Here is a 15,292-nt window from a genome sequence, read left to right as displayed (position 1 = left end):
GTTGGATGCCTCGGAAATGCTTCGTTGTGGTCATGACGCACGGCCTTCTGGCCCCGTAGCGTCGCGGCATAACGAGGCAACAAGGAGGTGCGGGCCATGAGCCTGACAACCGCGACCGACGAACTGCACGGCCGATTCGGGTCCGGGGTCATCCTGCCCGGCGACGCCGGCTACGACGAGGCCAGGGCGCTGCACAACGGCATGATCGACAAGCGCCCGGCGGTGATCGTGCGGTGCGGCTCGGCCGCCGACGTCGCCGGCGCGCTCGAATTCGCGCGGACGTCCAACCTCGCGGTCGCCGTCCGCGGCGGCGGTCACAACGGCCCCGGTTTCGGTTCCGTGGACGGCGGCCTCGTCATCGACCTGTCACCGATGAACCGCGTCGACGTCGACGCCGACCGGCGCACGGTACGCGTCCAGGGCGGTGCGACGTGGGCGCAGGTGGACGGCGCGACGCACGCGCACGGTCTGGCGACGCCGTCGGGCATCATCTCCAGCACGGGCGTCGGCGGGCTCACCCTGGGCGGCGGCCACGGCTACCTGACCCGCAAGCACGGGCTGACCATCGACAACCTCCTGCAGGCCGAGGTCGTGCTGGCCGACGGCCGGACGGTGACGGCGTCGGAATCGGAGCACCGCGACCTGTTCTGGGCGCTGCGCGGCGGCGGCGGAAACTTCGGCGTGGTCACCGCGTTCACGTTCCGCCTGCACCCCGTGCACACGGTGATCTGCGGCCCGACGGCGTGGCCGTCATCGTGCACGGCCGACATACTCCGGTGGTACCGGGATTTCCTGCCCGCGCAGGACGACGACCTCTACGGGTTCTTCGCCACCATGACCGTCCCGCCGGCGCCGCCGTTCCCCGAGGCGTTCCACCTACGCAAGGCCTGCGCCGTGATGTGGTGCTACACAGGCGATCCCGCGCGTGCCGACGAGGTCTTCGCGCCCATCCGGCAGATGGAGCCGGCCTTCGACGGCATAGGCCCGGCCCCGTACCCCGCGCTGCAATCAACCTTCGACGCGTTGTATCCCAAAGGGCTGCAATGGTATTGGCGTGGACACCTCATCCGGACGGTGCCCGACAACGCGGTCGAGGCCCACGCCCGCTTCACCGAGGAGCTGCCGACCATGCACTCCACGATGCACCTGTACCCGGTCGACGGCGCGGTCCATCGCGTCGGTCAAACCGAAACCGCTTGGGCCCACCGGGATGTCAACTTCTCACAGGTGATCGCCGGGGTCGATCCCGACCCGGCGAATGCGGAGGTGCTGAAGCGCTGGACGAAGGACTACTGGGAGGCCACCCGCCCGTACTCGGCCGGGGCGGCTTACGTCAACTTCATGATGGACGAGGGGCAAGACCGGGTGCGCGCGACCTATGGCCCGAATTATCAGCGGCTGCGCGAGATCAAGGCGCAATACGATCCGGCCAACGTCTTCCACATCAATCAGAACATCGTGCCGGCGCACTAGGCGCCCGGCGCGAATCGCTAAGGCGTCCGCAGGAATACGTCGTTGAGCGTGACGGTGCGCAGGTTTCGGTCCTTGATGATGTCGATCAGCTGCGGGTAGACGTGCGTGACCGGCAGGTGGTTGAGGTGACCGATCACGATCGACTGCGGCGTGAAGTACTGATCGGCCATCTTCAGGATGTATTCCTCGGTGATCAGCGTGGAATCCGATAACGAACCCGACCACAGGGTCGGAACGGTGTAGCCGAGGTCGGACGCGATGCCGTCGACGGTGGCGTTGCGCTTCGCGTAGGGCGGCCGGAAGTACGGCTTCGCGCCGACGCCGTAGGTCTGCTTCAGGAAATCGTCGTTGCGGGTGAGCTGTTCGGCGATCTTGGCCGGCGGCAGCGTCGTCAGATCCGGGTGCGACCAGGTGTGGTTGCCGAGTTGTATCTGCCCCGAATCCACCAGCGGCCGCAGCATGGCCGCGTTCTCGGTCCACGAGTCGTACACGCCGTTGACGAAGAAGGTCATCCGCGCGCCGGTGTCCTTGGCGAGCTGCGTGTAGGCGCGGACGACCTCGCTGTTGACCCCGTCGTCGAGGGTCAGCGCGAGCAGGTCGCCGTCGCCGGGAATCCTCATCAGCGCTCCGCCGCCGGGCAGCGGGATGCGGGCGCTGGGCGGCGGGGGCGGCAACAGGGCCGCCGGGGCGGTCGGACCCGACGTGGCCGCGGACGCCGCGGGCGCCTGGGCGAACGTCCGCGGTTGCGGGTCGACCACCAGCCGGGCCGCGCCCACACCGGCGACCGTGGCCGCGGCGAGCGACCCCAGGAAACGACGGCGATTCATCTCGAACATGGCATGGTCTCGGTCCCGCGGCCGCGCAGCTTCGGCAGCAGGGAACCCGACCCGATTCTTAGCGGGTGGTTTGCGGTGGAGGGCGTGACGGGCAAGCCGGCGCGCCGAACGCCGGTCTTGTCGAGCTGCACTGTCACCACAGCAGCGAACCGTACCACTGCCAGCACCGATATGCCCGAATCGGGCCGGGAGCGTCAGCTGTGAATTGGGGGCGGTCAGTGCGGTTCCCCGCTGCCGCGTTGCGGTAGCTGCACGGGCTCGACGCCCGGCGTCCCCAGCGTCGAGGCCAGCCAGGGCAGCGCCGAGGCGAACGCCTGGGCGGCGAACGGCCAGTCATGCCTGCCGGGCTGGGTCACCACAGCGCAGGTGATGCCGTTGGCGGAGGCGGCGTCGCACAGGGCCTTGGCGGCGGCGTCCTGGCCCTCGGGGTTGGCGGAGGGGTCGGTGCGCGCGGCGATGAGGCCGGGATTGGTCGCCTCGGCGAGGTTCTGCGCGTCCGAGGACGCCGGGATGTCGAACCACCCCGACACCCCGGTGTAGCGCCCGTGCTTGTTCATGACGGTGATGGGGTCGTAGCGGGCCCAGGCGGCGACGTCGCCGCCGAACAGCTTGGCGACGGTCAGGTCCTTCGACCCGATGCTCGGGCTGCGGTCCCCGGCGATGTCGAGGAACGCGCTGAACAGCTCCGGGTGCATGACGGCCAGGTCCACCGCGCAGGTGCCGCCCATCGACCACCCGGCGACGCCCCAGTTGGCCCGGTCGGCGCTCACCCCGAAGTTGGAGACCATGAACGGCACGACGTCCTTCGTCAGGTGATCGGCGGCGTTGCCCCGGGCGCCGTTGACGCACTCGGTGTCGTTGTCGAACGAGCCGGTGGGGTCGACGAACACCAGCACCGGGGAGAAGCCGTGGTGGTGGGCGGCGAAGTCGTCGATGGCGGTGAAGGCGCCGCCCGGGCGCAGCCAGTCGGCGGGGGTGTTGAACGCCGAGCTGATCATCATCACCGTCGGCAGCCGGGGCGGCGGGTTGCTGTTGAACCAGGCCGGCGGCAGATACACCAGCTCTTCGCGGTGGGAGAAGTGCGACGCGTCGGCGCTGATGTTCACCGGCACGACGACGCCCTTGTCCGGCCTGGTCCCCGCGACCTGCATCTCGGTGACCCGCAGTCGATCGATCTGGTCGGGCAGGGGCCCGGACGTCAGCTGATTCCACGCCGCGAACACGGTGGGGAAGTAGCCCACCCAGCCGTTGACGGCCAGGGCCGCGCACAACGCGCACAGCGGGACCGCGAGCACCGCCAGCCCGCGCCGCCACCAGCGGGCGCCCGGCCAACCCAGCACGAGCGCCGCGACCGCGAGCCCGCTCATCGCCACCCACAGCCACAGCGACAGGGGCGCCGGGTCCCCGGCCACCCCCAGCGACGTGATGTACCAGTACGACAGCCCCGTCGCCGCGGCCGCGACACCCAGCGCCACCGGCAACGGCCAGCCACGCCACCGGCGCCGGCGCAACCCGATCGCGGCGACGGCCACGAGCAGCGTGATCGCCTGCACCGCTAGGGGGAACCAGCCGTGCAGCAAGGACAGCTGCTCGAAGAAGTGGCTCAACAGTTCGCGACCTTCGCTGAATCCGGAGGCTGAGGACACCAACTATCCCACATCGGGGCCGCTGATCGCGGTTGCGAAGCGGCGCAGCCGCAGGCTGTTGCCGACGACGAAGGCGCTGGAGAACGCCATCGCGGCGCCCGCGAACATCGGATTGAGCAGTCCGAGCGCGGCCAGCGGGATGGCGGCGACGTTGTAGCCGAACGCCCAGAACAGGTTGGCCTTGATGGTGGCCAGCGTGCGGCGGGAGAGCCGGATCGCGTCCGCGGCGACGCGCAGATCGCCGCGAACCAGGGTGAGGTCGGCGGCCTCGATCGCCACGTCCGTGCCGGTGCCCATCGCCAGCCCCAGATCGGCGGCGGCCAGGGCGGCCGCGTCGTTGACGCCGTCGCCGACCATGGCGACCACCCTGCCCTCGGCCTGCAAGCGATTGACGGCCGCGACCTTGTCGGCGGGCATGGTGTCGGCGATGACGTGGGCGATGCCGACCTCTGCGGCGATGCGTTCGGCCACCGCCCGGTTGTCGCCGGTCAGCAGCACCGGCGTCAGGCCCAGGCGGTTGAACTGCCGGACCGCCTCGGCGCTGGTGGGTTTGACGGTGTCGGCGACCACCAGGATGCCGCGGGCCCGGCCGTCCCAGCCGATCGCGACTGCGGTGTTGCCCTCGGCCTCGGCTTGGGCCTTCGCCGCCGACAGCGCCGCGTCGAGCCGCTGGGCCCAATCGGCCAGCAGGCTCTCCCGCCCGACGACCACGGCGTGGCCGTCGACCACGCCCCGGACGCCCGTGCCCTGCACCGCGGTGAAGCCTTCGGGCTCGGGCAGCGGGCCGAGTTCCGCCCGTGCGCCGTCGGCGATCGCCCGTGCGATCGGATGCTCGGAGGCGTCTTCCAGGGCGCCGGCGTAGGCCAGCAGCGCGTCCCGGTCGGTGTCGGGTGCGGCGATCACGTCGACGAGGGCCATCTCGCCCGCGGTCACCGTGCCGGTCTTGTCGAGCACGATCGTGTCGACCCTGCGGGTGGACTCCAGCGTCTCCGGCCCCTTGATCAGGATGCCGAGCTGGGCGGCGCGGCCGGTTCCGACCAGCAGCGCGGTCGGGGTCGCCAGCCCCAGCGCGCACGGGCAGGCGATGATGAGCACCGCGACGGCGGCCGTCAGCGCCGCGCTCAGCCCGAATCCGGCGACGAGCCACGCGGCCAGGGTGACCGCGGCGATCGCGATGACGAGCGGGACGAACACGCCGGAGATCTGGTCGGCGAGCCGCTGGACGTCGGCCTTGCCCGATTGGGCGGCCTCGACGAGCCTGGCCATCTGCGCCAGCTGGGTGTCGTCGCCGACCCGGGTGGCGCGCACGACGAGGCGGCCGCCGGCGTTCACGGTGGCGCCGGTGACGGTGTCGCCCTCGCCCACCTCGACGGGGACGGACTCGCCGGTGAGCATCGAGGCGTCCACCGCCGAGGAGCCGGAGACGACGATCCCGTCGGTGGCGATCTTCTCGCCGGGGCGGACGACGAAGACGTCGCCCACCGCGAGCCGGCCGACGGGAATGCGGCTCTCGGTTCCGTCGCGCAGCACCGCGACGTCCTTGGCGCCGAGCTCGAGCAGGGCGCGCAGCGCGGCCCCCGCGCGCCGCTTGGAGCGCCTCTCGAAATAGCGGCCGGCCAGCACGAACAGGGTCACGCCCGCGGCCACCTCGAAGTAGACGTTGCCGGCGCCGTCGCCGCGCGTGACGGTCAGCGCGAAGCCGTGTCGCATGCCCGGCTCCCCGGCCGTGCCCAGCAGCAGGGCGTACAGCGACCAGCCGAACGCCGACAGCGTCCCGATCGAGACGAGGGTGTCCATCGTCGGGTGCTTGAGGTTGGCGCAGGCGGCCTGGTGGAAGGGCCGGCCGGCCCAGGCGACGACGGGCGCGGCCAGCGCCAGGGACGCCCATTGCCAGTAGCGGAATTGCAGGGCGGGGATCATCGCCATGGCGATCACCGGGACGGCGAGCGCGGTCGCGACGATCAGGCGGGCGCGAAGCGAGGCCAGCTCACGCTCGTCACCCGGTGGCTCGGTGGCCGGTTCCGGGTGCGGCAGGGCCGCGGCGTAGCCGGTCTTCTCGACCTCGGCGATCAGCGCCCGCGGGTCGTAGCCGGCGGGGACGGTGACGGTTGCCTTCTCGGTCGCGTAGTTGACGCTCGCGGTGACGCCGTCGAGCCTGTTCAACTTCTTCTCGATGCGCATCGCGCACGAGGCGCAGGTCATTCCGGCGATGTCCAGCTCGACGTCGCGTGCCCCGGTGCCGGACGCGGTTCTCACGCGACCGGCACCGCCTCGTAGCCGGCCTCCTCGACGGCGCCGAGCACCGCGCGCGCATCGATAGGCGCCGCGCTGGTGACGACGAGCCTGCCGGTTTGCGCGTTCACGTCGACGCCGGCGACGCCCGGGATCCGGCTGACCTCCTCGTGGACGGCGGCCTCGCAGTGACCGCAACTCATTCCGCGCACCCGGTACTCGCTGACGGTCACGTCGTTCCTTCCTCAATACCCCCGACCGCCAGTGTGCCTGGTCGGTGGCGCGGGTCGGCGGCGGGGATCGTGCGCTCGGCAGCGCTCAGCAGCGCTCAGCAGTAGGAAATGCCCATGTCGACCGAGACCTGGGTGCCGGTGACGAATCGGGATTGGTCGGAGGCCAGCCAGGCGACGGCGTCGGCGACGTCCTCCGGCTGGGCGGTGCCCTCGGGCAGCAGCGGCCTGTTCAGGCCCCGCAGGTATGGGTAGCTGTCGCCGGCGGATCGGATCGCCTCGCGCATCCGGTCGTCGCCCATGGGGGTGGCGACGGCCCCGGGGTGCAGGCTGTTGACGCGGATGTTGTGGCGGCCGAGTTCGGCGGCGAACGCGCGCGCCATCCCGGTCACGGCGTGTTTGCTCACCACGTAGTGCACCATGAACGGCTCCATCTTGATGCCGGCGGCCGAGCCGATGAGGATGATCGAACCGCCGCGGCCGCCGGCGATGATGTGCCGGGCGCAAGCCATCACCGTGTTCCACGTCCCGGTCACGTTCGTGTCGATGGTGTCGCGGAAGGCGTCGGGGGTGATCCGGTCCCAGGGCGCCGGGCTGCAGATGCCGGCGTTGGCGACGACGACGTCGAGACGGCCCAGCTCGCCGACCGCGTCGTCGACGGCGGCGGCGAGGCCGTCGGCGTCGCGGATGTCGACGACGGCGGTGATGGCCCGCCTGCCGTTGGCGGTCACCAACCGCGCCGTTTCGGCCAGGTCTTCGGGCGTCGCCGAATCGTAGGGAACGCTCGGCGGCAAGGGCCCCGCGATGTCGAGCGCGACGACGTCGGCGCCCTCGGCGCTCAGCCGCGCCGCGTGCGCCCGGCCCTGTCCTCGCGCGGCCCCGGTGATCAGCGCGACCCGCCCCGAGAGTGGCTGGCTCATCGGTCCTTTCGGTCCCCTTCCTCGCTGCGCGCCGTCACCAGCTGTGATGGGGCGACTCGCCGAAGCGTAGCCTCGACATGGCGCTGGCGAACAGTCGGAAGGAGACATCATGACCGTCACGGTTGTTGACCGGGGACCGCGACAGGTGAGCCGCAGGGTTGAGGTCGCCGCGCCGGCCGCCGATCTCTACGCGCTGGCCGCCGACCCTCGCCGCCACCACGAGCTCGACGGCTCCGGCACCGTGCGCGACAACATCGAGGTGCCGCCGCAAATGGTTGTGGGGTCCAAGTTTTCGACGAAGATGAAGATGTACGGCCTGCCCTACCGCATCACCAGCACGGTGACCGAACTCAAGCCGAACGAGGTGGTCGAGTGGCGTCATCCGCTCGGGCACCGCTGGCGTTGGGAATTCGAGGCGCTGTCCCCGACCCTGACCCAGGTCACCGAGACGTTCGACTATCGCGACGCCGGTGCGCTCAAGAACAAGCTGAAGTATTACGAACGGATGGGCTTCCGGAAGGCCAACGCGGCCGGCATCGAGAAGACGCTGGCCAACCTGCGCGACCGCTACGCCGCGAAGTAGTTCCGCGGGGATCCGCCGGGTCAGCGCTTGAAAAGCGTTCCCCGGATGAGTTTTTTCGCCGCGTCCACCGCGGCGTCGTGGGTCTTCGGCGCCACGGTGCCCGCCCGCTCCGACAGCCCGCGCGCCAGCGCGCAGATGGCCTCCACCGTGGCCGCCGCGCCGAGACCGGGGGCCAGCTCGCCACGCGCGCCGGCATTCTCGACGATCTCGGTGACGACGTCGTGAAGCGCCTTGGAACCCGGGTAATTCGGGCCGCCGCGCCGCGACTGGGCGTCGCCCTGGGCGCGCATCGCCCGCAGGAACGCGGCCAGGTCGGGATAGTCGTGTATCAATCTCTGCGACTCGTCCAGCACCGCATCGAGCCGGTCGACGGCGCCGTCGCACCGTGCGGCGGCGGCGCGCAGCCGGGGCGACACGACGTCCTCGATCTGCTCGCCGGTCGCCTTGATCAGTTCGGACTTGTTCGGAAAGTAGTGATACAGGCTGCCGCTGGTCATGTCGGCGGCGCGGGCGATCTCGCGGATCGTCGCCTGCGCATAACCGGCCTGGGCCACGCAGCGCATCGCCGCGGTGATGATGCGTCGACGAGTCCGCTCGGCGTCCGCCCCCACCGGACGCCCGAGCTGCGACGGCGTGGCGGTCATGCACCTCCGCGGATGCCGGAACTCCTTGATTGGTCGCATATATTCGACCACATATCAGCCAGGACCCGACCCACCACGACCCGAACGCAGCTGGGCCGCCCCGTCGGCGCCAGTGGTGAGGAAACCCGTCGGCGCATCATCGCCGCGACCATGAGATGCGTGGCCGAGGTGGGGCACGCGAAGGCCACGATCCGTGAGATCGCCCGCGTGGCGAACGTGTCGAGCGCGAGCCTGTACAACTACTTTCCGAACAAGTCGGAATTGATCAAGGCGACGATCTCGGCGCGGGCCGACGCGTTCATGCCCCGGCTGCGCCGGGCCGCCGAAGGCCCGGGTGACGTCGTCGACCGAATCGAAGCGGTGCTCGACGAATGCGGCCAGTTGATGCGCGAGTACCCCGACCTCGCCGCATTCGAATTCGCGATCCGGGCGGAAAACGTGGTGGGCGCCGACGGGCGGGACGCGGAGGGGTTCGCGACGTTCCGGGAGATCATCGAGGGCGTCGTCGAGGACGCGCGGCGGCGCGGTGAGCTCGCCGGCGATCCGCGAGCCACCGTGGAGGCGATCTACGCGCTCGTCTACGGCCTGACCGAGCTGGCCGCCACCCTGCCCGCCGACGAGTACCAGGCCGCCCTGAGTTCGGCCAAGGTGCTGGTCAGGGGCGCGCTGTTCGGCGGGGCGTGACGATCCGCTTGATATGATCAAGCGATTGATTATAGAGTCGGGTCCACGTAGAGCGGAGTCGAGACCTTGACCGAGACCCTTGGGTGCGCGTTCGACGTCGATGCGCTGCGACGCAAGTACGCCGAGGAGCGGGCCCGGCGAATACGCCCGGACGGGATCGCCCAGTACGTGGAGATCGCGGGCGAGTTCGCCCGGTTCGGTGAAGACCCTTGGGCCGACGGCACTTTCGCGCGCGACCCGCTGCGCGACCAGGTCGATGTGGCCATCGTCGGCGCGGGTTTCGGCGGGCTGCTGACGGGCGCGCGGCTGCGCCAGCTCGGCGTCGAAAGCGTGCGGTTGATCGACAGGGCGGCCGACGTGGGCGGCACCTGGTACTGGAACCGTTATCCCGGGATCGCCTGCGACGTCGAGTCCTACGTGTACATGCCGCTGCTGGAGGAGCTCGGCTACGTCCCGACGGAGAAATACGCCAGGGGAGCCGAGATCTTCGCGCACTGCCGGCGCATCGCCGAGCACTACGACCTGTACCGCGACGCCTGCCTGCAGACCGACGTGCACGAGATCCGTTGGGACGCCGCAAGTTCGCGCTGGGTCATCCGCACCAACCGGGGCGACGAGATGCGAGCCAGGTTCGTCTCGATGGCCAACGGATATCAGGCGAAGCCCAAGCTGCCCGGCATCCCGGGGATCGGCGCGTTTGGCGGCAAGACCTTCCACACCAGCAGGTGGGACTACGAGTACACGGGCGCGAAGCTGGAGAACCTGGCCGGCAAGCGCGTCGGGATCATCGGCACGGGTGCGACCGCGATCCAGTGTGTGCCGCACCTGGCCGCGGCGGCCGGGCGGCTCTACGTCTTCCAGCGCACGCCCTCGTCGGTGGACGTGCGGGCCAATCGGCCCACGGATCCACTGTGGGCCAGCGCATTACGGCCGGGCTGGCAACGGGAGCGGATACAGAACTTCCAGATCCTGACCGCCGGCGGGCAGGCACCCGAGGATCTCGTCGCCGACGCGTGGACGAGCATCACCCGCAAGCTCCCGGTGATGCGCCACGACGCCGACGGGGCCGGCAGCCCGGAGCAGCGGAGCCGCGACATCGAGATCGCCGACTTCGCCAAGATGGAGGAGATCCGGGCGCGGGTCGACGACATCGTGGCCGACCCCGCCACCGCCGAGGCGCTCAAACCCTGGTACGGCTACTTCTGCAAGCGGCCCTGCTTCCACGACGAGTACCTGCAGACGTTCAACCGCGACAACGTCACGCTGGTGGACACCCGCGGCCGCGGGGTGGAACGCATCACCGAGTCCTGCGTCGTCGTCGACGGGGCGGCGTACGACCTCGACTGCCTCATCTTCGCCACCGGCTTCGAGGTGGGCACCGACTACTGCCGTCGCACCGGGTTCGAGCTGATCGGCCGCGACGGCGTCACCCTGACCCAACGCTGGGCCGACGGCGTCCGCACCTTCCAGGGTCTGTGCGCCAACGGTTTCCCGAACTGCTTCATCGAGAGCATCGCCCAGGCGGGGCTCACCGTGAACTTCCCGTACCTGCTCGACGTGCAGGCAACCCACGTCGCGTGGATCATCGCGTGGGCGCTGGAGCACGGGGCCGCCGAGGTCGAGGCGTCGGCGAGCGCCGAGGCCGCCTGGGTCGACACCGTTGTCGCCCGGTCGGTCGCGAGCGCCGAGCGCGCCAAGACGTGCACCCCCGGCTATTACAACCGGGAGGGCAAGGCGGACGCCAAGACGCGGCAGGGCAGCTTCTTCTTCGGCGCGCCCACCGAGTACGCCGACCTCTTGGAGAAGTGGCGCGCCGCGGGGGATTTGGACGGGTTCGAGATCCGCGGCCCGGGGGGCGCGCCGTGACGCGCCGCCGGCGCTACCTCGTCGGCCGGATGCGGGCGGCGACCCGGCGCCGGCGCCCACCGAGGGTCGCGATCGTCGGCGCGGGCTTCGGCGGCCTCGCCACGGCGGTGGCCCTGCGCCGGGCCGGCATCGACGACCTGATCATCATCGAGGCCGACGACGGTGTCGGGGGGACCTGGCGCCGCAACACCTATCCCGGCGCGGCCTGCGACATCCAGAGCCACCTGTACTCATTTTCGTTCGCGCCCAACAAATCCTGGAGCCGCACCTACGCCCGGCAGCCGGAGATCCTGGCCTACCTGGAGACCGTGGCCGACGACTTCGACCTGCGTCGTCACCTCATGCTCGACACCCGGGTGCGCGCGGTGCGCTGGAACGCGGACACCTGGCGCTGGGACTGTGAGCTGCAGCGCGCCGGGCTGGCCGCGACGCTGTCCGCCGACGTGGTGGTCTGCGCGGTCGGCCTGTTCGGCTCGGCCAGGCTTCCCGACATCGCCGGCGTGGCCGACTTCGACGGCGCGCTGATGCACACCGCGCAGTGGGATCACGGCGTCGACCTGACCGGCAAGAGGGTCGCGGTGATCGGCACCGGCGCCAGCGGAGTGCAGGTCGTTCCCGAGCTGGCCAAGGTCGCCGACCGGCTGACGGTCTTCCAGCGCACACCGCCGTGGATGGTGCCCAAGGACGACCGCCCCTACAGCGCAACCGAATTGGCGCGTTTTCGGCGCAACCCCCTGGCGATGCGACGCGCCCGCTGGCAGATCTGGAAGTTCCAGCACGACAACACCGCAACCTTCGCCGATGACCCGATCGTGGCCGCCCGTTCGCACGTCGCGACATCGTTTCTGGAGCGCACCGTGGGCGACGAGCGGCTGCGCCGCGCGCTGACCCCGGGCTACCCGTTCCGCTGCAAGCGGGTGCTGCTGGGCGACGAATACTACCGCGCGCTGCAGCAGGACAACGTCGAGCTCGTCACCGACCCGATCGACCGCATCACCGCCACGTCGGTCGTCACCGCGGCGGGCGACGCCGTCGACGTCGACGCGATCGTGCTGGCCACCGGATTCGAGACGTCGCGCTATCTTTCGGGCATCGACGTGATCGGGGCGGGGGGCCGTCGCCTGCACGAGCGCTGGGGACCCGACCCCAGCGCCTACCTGGGCGTGGCCGTCGCCGGATTCCCGAACTTCTTCATGCTCTACGGCCCCAACACCAACCAGGGCGGCAACTCGATCGTCTACATCCTGGAGGCCGGCGCGCGGCTGGTGGCCAGCGCGGTGAGCAGGGTGGCGCGTCGCGGCGGATACGTCGACGTGCGGCCCGAGGCCGAAAGGCGGTACAACGACCGGCTTTCCGCCGACCTCGCGCGCACCATCTGGACCCAGTGCGACAGCTATTTCCGGTCGCCCACCGGGCGCATCGTCACGCAATGGCCGTACACGGAGCTGGAGTACGCCCGCCGGACCTGGCGGCTGCGGCCGCGGGACTGGCTGCACCGCACGGGCGCGGCCGGCGCCGCGGTACTGGTCGAGACCGCAGTCGACGACGCGGCGGATCAGCTCGCCGGCGGCTAGGCCGGCGTAGGCCTCGTTGATCTCATCGGCCTCACCCTATTCGCCGAGCGTGGCTCCTAGGTAGGGAAACTGCCCCAAATTCGTGCGTAGGCCACACGCTCAGCGGGTCGGCGGCAAGACGCTACCCGGCGCTGGCCGACTTGATCGCCGCGATGACCCCGCCGTCGACGAGCAGGTCGGTGCCGGTGATGAAGGAGGCGTCGGGGCCGAGCAGGAACGCGGTGGCCGCGGCGATGTCCTCGGGAGTCCCGAGCCGGCCGGTCGCGGACATGGCGATCATCGCCCGCATGCCGTCGCCGACCGGGGAGGCGAGCTCCTGCTGCCCCATCGGTGTCGAGATGATGCCGGGGCTGATCGAATTGATGCGCGCGCCCCGCCGGCCCCAGTAGGCGCTGGCGGCGCGAACCCGAATGTGGTTGGCCTGCTTGGCGATTGGATAGGCCATGTTCGGGTCAGTGATCCCGCGGATGAAGTCCAGCTGCAGCAGTTCGCCGGCCGGCGAGTGGGCCAGGGCGCGTTCCTGGTCGGCGGTCACCGGCGGAAACATGTGCCCGGCCATGCTGGCGATCACCACACCCGCGCCGCCCGGCGCCACGACCTCACCGAACTCGTCGAGAACCAGTGCCACGCCGAGCAGGTCGACGGCCAGGATCGCGTCGGCCGGGGCCTGCGACGGGGACAGCCCGGCGGTGTGCGCCACCTGCGTGACGCTGCCCAGTGACGCCGCGTATTCGGCGAGGCCGTGCACCGATTCCGGTGAGGCGACATCGACGCGACGGCTTTCGACGGAATGGCCGTCGGCGGCCAGCGATTCGGCCACCGACGCCAGCGTCCCCTCGTCGTAGTCGGCGAGCAGCACGGTCCTGCCGGCGCCGAGGCGCCGCGCGATCGCCTGGCCCATGCCGCCCACGCCGATGACGGTCAACACTTCTCGGGCCACAGCTCGCGATGCTATACAAGCCGATCGCGCGTGCTAGGTCGGGAGTCCGGAACCCTCCAAATGGTGGGGGTGACCACCGTGGCGGATGGCCGTCCCGACGAACGGCGCCCGAACGGTGGCGGCCAGGTGGCGGCGGTTGACGATCAGGCCCGCAACGGCCACCGCGGTGTAGGCGCCGCAGAGCAGCAGGCGCCCGTAGGTCGAGGTGAGCGGGAACTGGACGATGAACAGCCCCAGCAGCGCCCACGCCGCGGCCCGACGGAAGCGCAGCCCCAGGATCAGCGCGACGCCCATCAGGGTCTGGGTGGCGGTGAGGAGCACCTCCTCGATCTGGCGGGAGTCGAGCTCCAGGGCGAAGCCGCCGCCTCCCAGCAGGTGCGACACCGGCAGGGACCCGATCAGCAGCGTCCACTGGTTGACCTTGGACGAGATCAGCGTGGCGATGGCCGCCGTGCCCTTGCCGCGCGCGGCGAAGATGGTCGCGATGATGAACTCGGGGGCCTCGGAGGCCAACGGGGCGAGCCACTGGACCAGCAGGAACCGGTCCACGCCCAACTCGGTGCCCGCCGCGACCAGGTTGTCGGCGAACGGTTTGGCGCACAACAGGATCACCGCGCCGGACGCCACGAAGAGGCCGACGACGGCGATCCGCCGAGCACGGTCGGACAGCTCCCCGAGCGCGGCCGCGGTGCCGATCAGCTCGGGCTCCTCCACCTCGCCGTGGCTGACCTTGTAGAGGTAGAAGCCGAACCAGGCCAGCAGCGCCAACCCGAGCGCGAAATGGATTTGGCCGATCGCCGGTATCGCGAACGCGACCACGCCGGCGACGAGCAGGAACCCGAGCTCGACGCGATTGGCCGGCTGCAGCCGCACACCGCCGGGCCTGCCCGCGCCGCTCTTGCGCGCCACGGCGATGCCGACCAACACCACCACCGGCCAGCCCAGGCCCATCAGCAGCCGGTTGGATCCGGTCATGTTGGCCGCGGCGTACTGGGTGTAGTCCGGATTGTGGCCGGACACGTACGCGTAGTACAGGTCGACGGCGTACTCGGGCAGCACCGCGATCAGCGCCAGGATCGCGATCGCCAGCCCGCCGGACACATCGATCTGCGCGGCCTCGGCCGCCCACGCCAGCAGGAAGCTGGCGGCGACGACCGCGGCCCCGAAGATCAGCAGGGCGGCAACGGGATCCGGGCGCAGGCCGACGATGCGCACCACGACGGCCGGAATGATGAATATCGCGGTGATGAGCGCCGAGCGGGCCAGAGTGCGGCGCGGCGAGCGCGACGCCGTCGCGGTCTGGGCAGCCGATGTTGCGAGCATGTCATCCTTCGGTCCGGGGGTGCCGATCATCGCTGTTACTTCGGCTCGCGGGCCGGGCGAACTGCTTTCCAAAACTACCCGACGGCCATCCACGCCAGCAACGTCGCAGACCGGCAAGGCGACGCCGGCCGGCTGCCTGTCTTTGCTGGCCAGCAGCGCAATCTAAAAAGTTCGGCCGCGCTGATCTTAAATTTTGGCAAACCTGCTCGGGGTGTTGTGGTGCGGTTTTGCGGCGGCCCCGCGGCGGCCCCGTGCGGTGTCCCGACGGCCGACGGCCCGCCGCGCCCGCGCCGGGCACCGGTAGCTCGACGCCGATATCCACTAGGACGCAGCGCCGGAGC

Annotated in this window: 13 protein-coding genes; 5 read left to right on the top strand and 8 right to left on the bottom strand. The window is 70.5% G+C overall.

What is annotated here, in order from left to right:
* The first annotated feature begins 96 nt into the window (after positions 1 to 96).
* Positions 97 to 1,473 carry an FAD-binding oxidoreductase gene (locus tag AC5Y6X_RS15620; RefSeq protein WP_499987358.1) on the top strand — a complete coding sequence of 459 codons (1,377 nt, stop codon included), beginning with the start codon at positions 97 to 99 and terminating at the stop codon, positions 1,471 to 1,473.
* A 17-nt stretch (positions 1,474 to 1,490) separates the two neighbouring features.
* Here AC5Y6X_RS15620 and AC5Y6X_RS15615 read toward each other — a convergent pair whose 3' ends face one another.
* The 5 genes from AC5Y6X_RS15615 to AC5Y6X_RS15595 form a co-directional block, all read right to left on the bottom strand.
* Positions 1,491 to 2,300 (bottom strand): polysaccharide deacetylase family protein, encoded by an 810-nt coding sequence (locus AC5Y6X_RS15615; RefSeq protein ID WP_499987354.1) that lies wholly within the window; start codon positions 2,298 to 2,300, stop codon positions 1,491 to 1,493.
* Between the two features lie 224 nt (positions 2,301 to 2,524).
* Complete coding sequence (locus AC5Y6X_RS15610) at positions 2,525 to 3,916, bottom strand: alpha/beta hydrolase (protein WP_499987718.1); 1,392 nt, start codon at positions 3,914 to 3,916, stop codon at positions 2,525 to 2,527.
* A 42-nt stretch (positions 3,917 to 3,958) separates the two neighbouring features.
* Entirely contained in the window at positions 3,959 to 6,211 is a 2,253-nt protein-coding gene (locus AC5Y6X_RS15605) for a heavy metal translocating P-type ATPase (protein ID WP_499987351.1), read from the bottom strand.
* Positions 6,208 to 6,390, bottom strand: coding sequence for a heavy-metal-associated domain-containing protein (locus AC5Y6X_RS15600; protein ID WP_499987716.1), 183 nt, complete (start codon positions 6,388 to 6,390; stop codon positions 6,208 to 6,210). Before AC5Y6X_RS15600 ends, AC5Y6X_RS15605 begins: the two co-directional genes overlap by 4 nt.
* A gap of 125 nt (positions 6,391 to 6,515) precedes the next feature.
* Positions 6,516 to 7,337, bottom strand: a complete 822-nt coding sequence (locus AC5Y6X_RS15595; protein WP_499987347.1) for a mycofactocin-coupled SDR family oxidoreductase — start codon at positions 7,335 to 7,337, stop codon at positions 6,516 to 6,518.
* Between the two features lie 109 nt (positions 7,338 to 7,446).
* On the opposite strand from AC5Y6X_RS15595, the gene AC5Y6X_RS15590 reads away from it, so the two are divergent.
* The gene (locus tag AC5Y6X_RS15590) at positions 7,447 to 7,920 is read left to right on the top strand and encodes an SRPBCC family protein (protein ID WP_499987345.1); all 474 of its coding nucleotides are present in this window, start codon (positions 7,447 to 7,449) and stop codon (positions 7,918 to 7,920) included.
* 20 nt (positions 7,921 to 7,940) lie between these two features.
* Here AC5Y6X_RS15590 and AC5Y6X_RS15585 read toward each other — a convergent pair whose 3' ends face one another.
* Positions 7,941 to 8,564: a TetR/AcrR family transcriptional regulator gene (locus AC5Y6X_RS15585; protein WP_499987344.1), complete on the bottom strand. Its 624-nt coding sequence runs from the start codon at positions 8,562 to 8,564 to the stop codon at positions 7,941 to 7,943.
* Between the two features lie 12 nt (positions 8,565 to 8,576).
* Here AC5Y6X_RS15585 and AC5Y6X_RS15580 point away from each other — a divergent pair, with 12 nt between their 5' ends.
* The 3 genes from AC5Y6X_RS15580 to AC5Y6X_RS15570 all read left to right on the top strand — a co-directional run bounded on the left by AC5Y6X_RS15580 (position 8,577) and on the right by AC5Y6X_RS15570 (position 12,688).
* Complete coding sequence (locus AC5Y6X_RS15580) at positions 8,577 to 9,248, top strand: TetR/AcrR family transcriptional regulator (protein ID WP_499987343.1); 672 nt, start codon at positions 8,577 to 8,579, stop codon at positions 9,246 to 9,248.
* Positions 9,249 to 9,314: 66 nt separating this feature from the next.
* On the top strand, positions 9,315 to 11,114 hold the full coding sequence (locus tag AC5Y6X_RS15575) for a flavin-containing monooxygenase (protein ID WP_499987342.1): 1,800 nt from the start codon (positions 9,315 to 9,317) through the stop codon (positions 11,112 to 11,114).
* 29 nt (positions 11,115 to 11,143) lie between these two features.
* Positions 11,144 to 12,688: a flavin-containing monooxygenase gene (locus AC5Y6X_RS15570; RefSeq protein ID WP_499987714.1), complete on the top strand. Its 1,545-nt coding sequence runs from the start codon at positions 11,144 to 11,146 to the stop codon at positions 12,686 to 12,688.
* 121 nt (positions 12,689 to 12,809) lie between these two features.
* Here AC5Y6X_RS15570 and AC5Y6X_RS15565 read toward each other — a convergent pair whose 3' ends face one another.
* Together AC5Y6X_RS15565 and AC5Y6X_RS15560 are read right to left on the bottom strand one after the other, a co-directional pair.
* On the bottom strand, positions 12,810 to 13,628 hold the full coding sequence (locus AC5Y6X_RS15565) for an SDR family oxidoreductase (protein WP_499987341.1): 819 nt from the start codon (positions 13,626 to 13,628) through the stop codon (positions 12,810 to 12,812).
* A 33-nt stretch (positions 13,629 to 13,661) separates the two neighbouring features.
* Positions 13,662 to 14,951, bottom strand: a complete 1,290-nt coding sequence (locus AC5Y6X_RS15560) for a calcium:cation antiporter family protein (RefSeq protein ID WP_499987340.1) — start codon at positions 14,949 to 14,951, stop codon at positions 13,662 to 13,664.
* Positions 14,952 to 15,292: the final 341 nt, after the last annotated feature.

This window comes from Mycobacterium sp. NGS26 (genome assembly GCF_059813025.1).
This window is presented reverse-complemented; position numbering and strand designations above follow the sequence as displayed.

What these genes read in the sequence shown, in the direction of transcription:
- AC5Y6X_RS15615 (WP_499987354.1), bottom strand. Translation starts at nt 2,300, where the DNA reads ATGAATCGCCGTCGTTTCCTGGGGTCGCTCGCCGCGGCCACGGTCGCC.
- AC5Y6X_RS15580 (WP_499987343.1), top strand. Translation starts at nt 8,577, where the DNA reads ATGCCGGAACTCCTTGATTGGTCGCATATATTCGACCACATATCAGCC.
- AC5Y6X_RS15590 (WP_499987345.1), top strand. Translation starts at nt 7,447, where the DNA reads ATGACCGTCACGGTTGTTGACCGGGGACCGCGACAGGTGAGCCGCAGG.
- AC5Y6X_RS15560 (WP_499987340.1), bottom strand. Translation starts at nt 14,951, where the DNA reads ATGCTCGCAACATCGGCTGCCCAGACCGCGACGGCGTCGCGCTCGCCG.
- AC5Y6X_RS15585 (WP_499987344.1), bottom strand. Translation starts at nt 8,564, where the DNA reads ATGACCGCCACGCCGTCGCAGCTCGGGCGTCCGGTGGGGGCGGACGCC.
- AC5Y6X_RS15570 (WP_499987714.1), top strand. Translation starts at nt 11,144, where the DNA reads ATGCGGGCGGCGACCCGGCGCCGGCGCCCACCGAGGGTCGCGATCGTC.
- AC5Y6X_RS15595 (WP_499987347.1), bottom strand. Translation starts at nt 7,337, where the DNA reads ATGAGCCAGCCACTCTCGGGGCGGGTCGCGCTGATCACCGGGGCCGCG.
- AC5Y6X_RS15600 (WP_499987716.1), bottom strand. Translation starts at nt 6,390, where the DNA reads ATGAGTTGCGGTCACTGCGAGGCCGCCGTCCACGAGGAGGTCAGCCGG.
- AC5Y6X_RS15620 (WP_499987358.1), top strand. Translation starts at nt 97, where the DNA reads ATGAGCCTGACAACCGCGACCGACGAACTGCACGGCCGATTCGGGTCC.